This is a genomic window from Tepidimonas sp. (genome assembly GCF_029335975.1).
Lineage (GTDB): Bacteria > Pseudomonadota > Gammaproteobacteria > Burkholderiales > Burkholderiaceae_C > Tepidimonas.
The window spans coordinates 1-4,004 of sequence record NZ_JARJMT020000052.1 but is presented as its reverse complement, the minus strand read 5'-3'; the positions used below and the strand labels follow the sequence as shown (position 1 = coordinate 4,004).

At 66.4% G+C, this 4,004-nt stretch carries 5 protein-coding genes; all 5 read right to left on the bottom strand.

Annotated elements, in window-relative coordinates:
- Positions 1 to 68: 68 nt before the first annotated feature.
- A complete protein-coding gene (locus tag P3W97_RS02800) occupies positions 69 to 839 on the bottom strand; it encodes a hypothetical protein (RefSeq protein WP_300843571.1) in 771 nt (256 codons plus the stop codon).
- Positions 796 to 1,545 carry a hypothetical protein gene (locus P3W97_RS02795; RefSeq protein WP_300843569.1) on the bottom strand — a complete coding sequence of 250 codons (750 nt, stop codon included), beginning with the start codon at positions 1,543 to 1,545 and terminating at the stop codon, positions 796 to 798. The genes P3W97_RS02800 and P3W97_RS02795 overlap by 44 nt, the downstream gene beginning before the upstream one ends.
- Positions 1,542 to 2,366, bottom strand: coding sequence for an ATP-binding cassette domain-containing protein (locus P3W97_RS02790; RefSeq protein ID WP_300843567.1), 825 nt, complete (start codon positions 2,364 to 2,366; stop codon positions 1,542 to 1,544). The genes P3W97_RS02795 and P3W97_RS02790 overlap by 4 nt, the downstream gene beginning before the upstream one ends.
- Before the next feature lie 131 nt (positions 2,367 to 2,497).
- Positions 2,498 to 2,626, bottom strand: coding sequence for a hypothetical protein (locus P3W97_RS02785; protein WP_300843565.1), 129 nt, complete (start codon positions 2,624 to 2,626; stop codon positions 2,498 to 2,500).
- Positions 2,627 to 3,434: 808 nt separating this feature from the next.
- Positions 3,435 to 4,004, bottom strand: a 570-nt coding sequence (locus P3W97_RS02780; protein WP_300843563.1) for a hypothetical protein, incomplete at its 5' end; no start/stop codon positions are given.

The window sequence follows — 4,004 nt, the reverse complement described above, 5'->3', positions numbered from 1 at the left end:
GGGCCTAGGCCCCTGGGCTGCTCGCACCCGTGCCGCAAGACCGGCGCGCCGACATGCGCGAAAGCGCCTCAGGGCTGGGCCAGCTCCTGCAAGCGCTCTTCCAGAAACTTTTTTTCCGCCTCGTCATGGTAGACGCCATCGCGCAGAAACAGCGCGATCAGCGCCGCTGCGGCCTGTCGGTCGCCCAGCCCTTCGGCGATGAAGGCTTCGAGTTGCCGCGCCCAGGATGGGGCGTGCTGCGCGTGCTCACGCAGCAGCCGCGCCCAACGGCGGGCCGTCTGCTCGCCCCCCTCCATGCGACGCAACAGCACCGCCGGATAGGCCAAAAAACGCCAGCGACGATCGGGCGCTTCCAAAAAACGCGCCTCCACCCACGGCACCAGCAGCTCGCGCCGACGCGCATCGCCCCAGTGCAGATACAACAGCGCGGCCAGGCTGACCGCATAGTCGCTCTCGGGGTTGAGTGCGTGCAAGCGCTCCAGCCAGCTCGCCAGCCGGTCACTGTCGAGCTGGCGCAAGGCCAGCTGCACCCCCGGCTGGGTATCGAACGATTGCAGCCAGATCAGGCCGACGCGCTGCGCCAGCGCAGCATCCCCCGCGGCCAGCAGCGTCAGCAAAGCCGCGTGCCGGGGGGCGGGGGGCAAGGGGCGCGCCTGCGCCGTCGGCGCAGGCCGCCAGACGCTGCCATCGAGCCCCTGCAGCGCGAGCACGGCGGCCAGCAAAGCCAGCAAGGGCCGCGGCACCACCAGCCACGGCAGTTCAGCCTCGCGGCGGTGCGCGCGCCAGTTGCGCAAACTAGCCCAGACGGCGGCGGTACCAGTCCACGGCAGCCACGGCATACAGCACCCCCAGATACAACACCGCCTCGGCCAGTACGCGAGGCTCGAACGCGGCCGAGGCAGTGGGCACCCAGCGCGACAGGTCAGGCAGCAGCGCATGCAGCACGCCCATAGCCCCGGCCCAAAACCCTGCCGTCGCATCCCCAACGCCCTGCGCCATCAGCACCAGCGCCGGGGCCGCGCGCGCCAGCAGCACAAAGCCCACGGTGGCCAGCAGCGCCGCGGCACCCTGGCGCAGACTGATGCCAAACCACACGCCAGCGGCCACCACCACCATCAGCTCCAGCGCGTGGCCAACCGCCCAGCCTGCCCATGGCGCAGCCGCCTCTGACCAAGGCCAAAGCACCAGGGCCGCCAGCGCTGCCGTGGCCAACGCCACCGCCTGCCAGCCCAGCCAGATACCCAGCAGCCACCACGCGCGCGGCAGCGGCGCGGCGGCGACGAACTCCAACTGCCGGTCGCTGGCCGCGCGCGCCAGCGCATAGGTCACCGCAGCGGCCAGCGCCACCGTGTCCCCCAGACGGGCGAGCCCTGCGCTCCAGGCCCAGCTTGCTGCCTGCGCCTCGAGCAGGGCGGTTTCCTGGGCAAACCAGCCCGCCAGCGCCGCCAGACCCCACACCGCCGCGAGCATACGCCACAGCCCGCTGCGCCAGCCCTCGCGCCAGGTGGCCAGCGCCAGATGCCCCAACTGTTGCCAGCGGCTCATTGCCCCTCCTCACCCCATGCCAGCGATTCCGACGGCGATGCCTCCAGGCCCTGCCGGTACCAGCGCTCCAGCGCCCGCCACTCGCCGCCCGGCGCGGCCTCATCCACCCGGGCCTGCGCCACCAGCCGACCGGCGCGCATCAGCAACAGACGCACCGGCACATCCGCGCACGACTGCTGCAGCCACAACACATCCCCCAGCGCGTGGGTGGACAGCAAAAGGCTGCGCCCCTGGCGTGCGGCGGAGGCAAACTCGGCCAGCAGCGCCAGGCGCGACGTCGGATCCAGCCCGCTGGCCGGCTCATCGAGGATGATGAACTCCGCCGCCGACAACAGCACCGTCATCAGCCCGAGTTTTTGCGTCATCCCCTTGGAAAAGGCCCGCGCCGCGCGCTCCAGCGCCTCGGGCGCAAGCTGCAGGCGCTGCGCCAGCGTCTGGGCAGCGCGCCGATCCAGCCTTTGCCCGCGCAACGCCAGCGCCCACTGCAGGCATTCCCAGCCCGTCAGGTGCCAGGGTGGCACGAAACGCTCGGGCAAGAAGGCCACGCGCGCAGCCAGCGCCTCGGGCCAGCCCAAAGCCCGGCCCGCATGGGGGTGGCCCAACAACCGGCGCTCGCCAGCCGCAGGGATCAGCCCCATGAGCGCCATCAGCAGCGTGGACTTGCCCGCACCGTTGTCGCCGAGCAGCAGGGTGATGCCCGAATCCACGGCGAGCGTCAGGTCCTCGATGATGACGTGCCCACCGCGTACCACCCGCAAACCATCGAGCTCGACAGGTCGGCACACCGCCTGCGCAGTCAGCTTTTCTGTCCTCGTGTTCACGCCCGTCGCCCCCATGTCATGGCCCTGCGCGCCGGGTTCCGTCTGGCCTCAACGCTGCATCGAGCAGCCGGATCGGCCCTGTGACTACCCAATGGCCAGCACCACCCACACCGTCTGCAGCCTTACCCAGCCTAACGCAGATTGGCGGACTGTGTAGCCACATCCGGCGGTTGTGGATCGCGCGGCTCCAGCGCCTCGAACGCCTCGGCGATCAGCCATGCGCGCGCCATGTCCTCGTCCGCATCCGTGATGCTGTCCATGCAGCCCGAGCGCAACCCCCATCGCCTCCCCCTGTTGGCTTTGCTGCCGACGGCTACGCCCGCGCCCTGTGATCGCCCCTGTGATCGATTGCCGGACCGTGCGAGCGCATTGTAGCTGCGGCGGCGGGTCTGCATCGAACGGTGGGCGGCGGGTGGCAAATAAGCAATACGGATGCGATCGCAGGGCCGCCGGCTCGCAATGCCGGCCTTGCGCGCAAGCGCAGACTGGCTTGGCTGGATCTGTGCACCACCCCAGGCGCAGGCTGCGAACCTAACCAATACACTCATCCGACAAGACAAAAACGCCCATTGCCACAGCTCGATGGGCAACGAAAACGGATGACGTTAGCCTTTAACAAGCCGTTGGAAAAATCCCCCGCGAGGGCCCGACTCGGCCCCCACGATCTGACGCCATCTGCAAACGGCCCAGTCGAAGACGATGAGAGGCAAGCAAAACTTCCAAGGGAAACGCTGAAGAAAGCAGCGAGCGGGATGCAGCGCAAGGCGCACGGAGCGCAGGATGCGAGACATGTCAAATGGATCGGCGAGCAGCCGAGCACCGTGCAACACAGCGATGCGCCCGCGCAGCAATTTGTTCAGCGTTTCCCTAGTGCGCGTGGGCAGTATCAGTGGCTGGTGGGACACGCATCATGCGTGAACCCTGGGGTAGGTGCGCCTAATTTGGACAAAACGGCCTGCAAACAGGCCGAAATAGCCGCTCCAAGCGCTTCGCAGGCACGTCTGGGCAACCCGTTTCTTCGAAATCAGCGCCCGTAGCCCGCCCGATGCGTGCTTTTTCAACGGCCTATCAAAGGCGCGTGGTGAGAGTGTAGTTGCCGTTTTCCTGATAAGGCTGACCAACACCCGTTTCATTGCCACCGCGAACAGCTCCGGTATTCCTGTACCCGTCGTCAACCGTGCTATCAAACGCCTGGCTATCTTTACCGGCAATGTTCTGCAAAAAGAAAGTATTGCCATAACCTAGGTTGTTTGCGTTTATCGCCTGAATTCCGACTATTCCACCATAGGGGTGACGGGGCTGTTGAAATATCGAATTGCCTTCCCCCTTGAGAAAGCCAGCAGCGCGCAAATGCTGCCAAATCATACGCGACTCGTCATTATTATTTATAGAGTTCCAGTTTCCGTTGATCTGACCGTTACCAGCGTTAATCCCAGAAGGCGCCGAGCAAGCACTACCACCACAATCTGTAGCTGAGAAGCGGGTGCTGGCACTGGGGTCATCACCCGGTAGAACACGATAGCGATCCTGGTAGCCGTAGATGGCGGCCGTGACGCCATCTACCGTGGTTTTCAGGTTTTTCACCTTAGCGTTGGCAATCAATTCCTGCCCCTTGAGCACACCGCCCAAGAGCAGGCC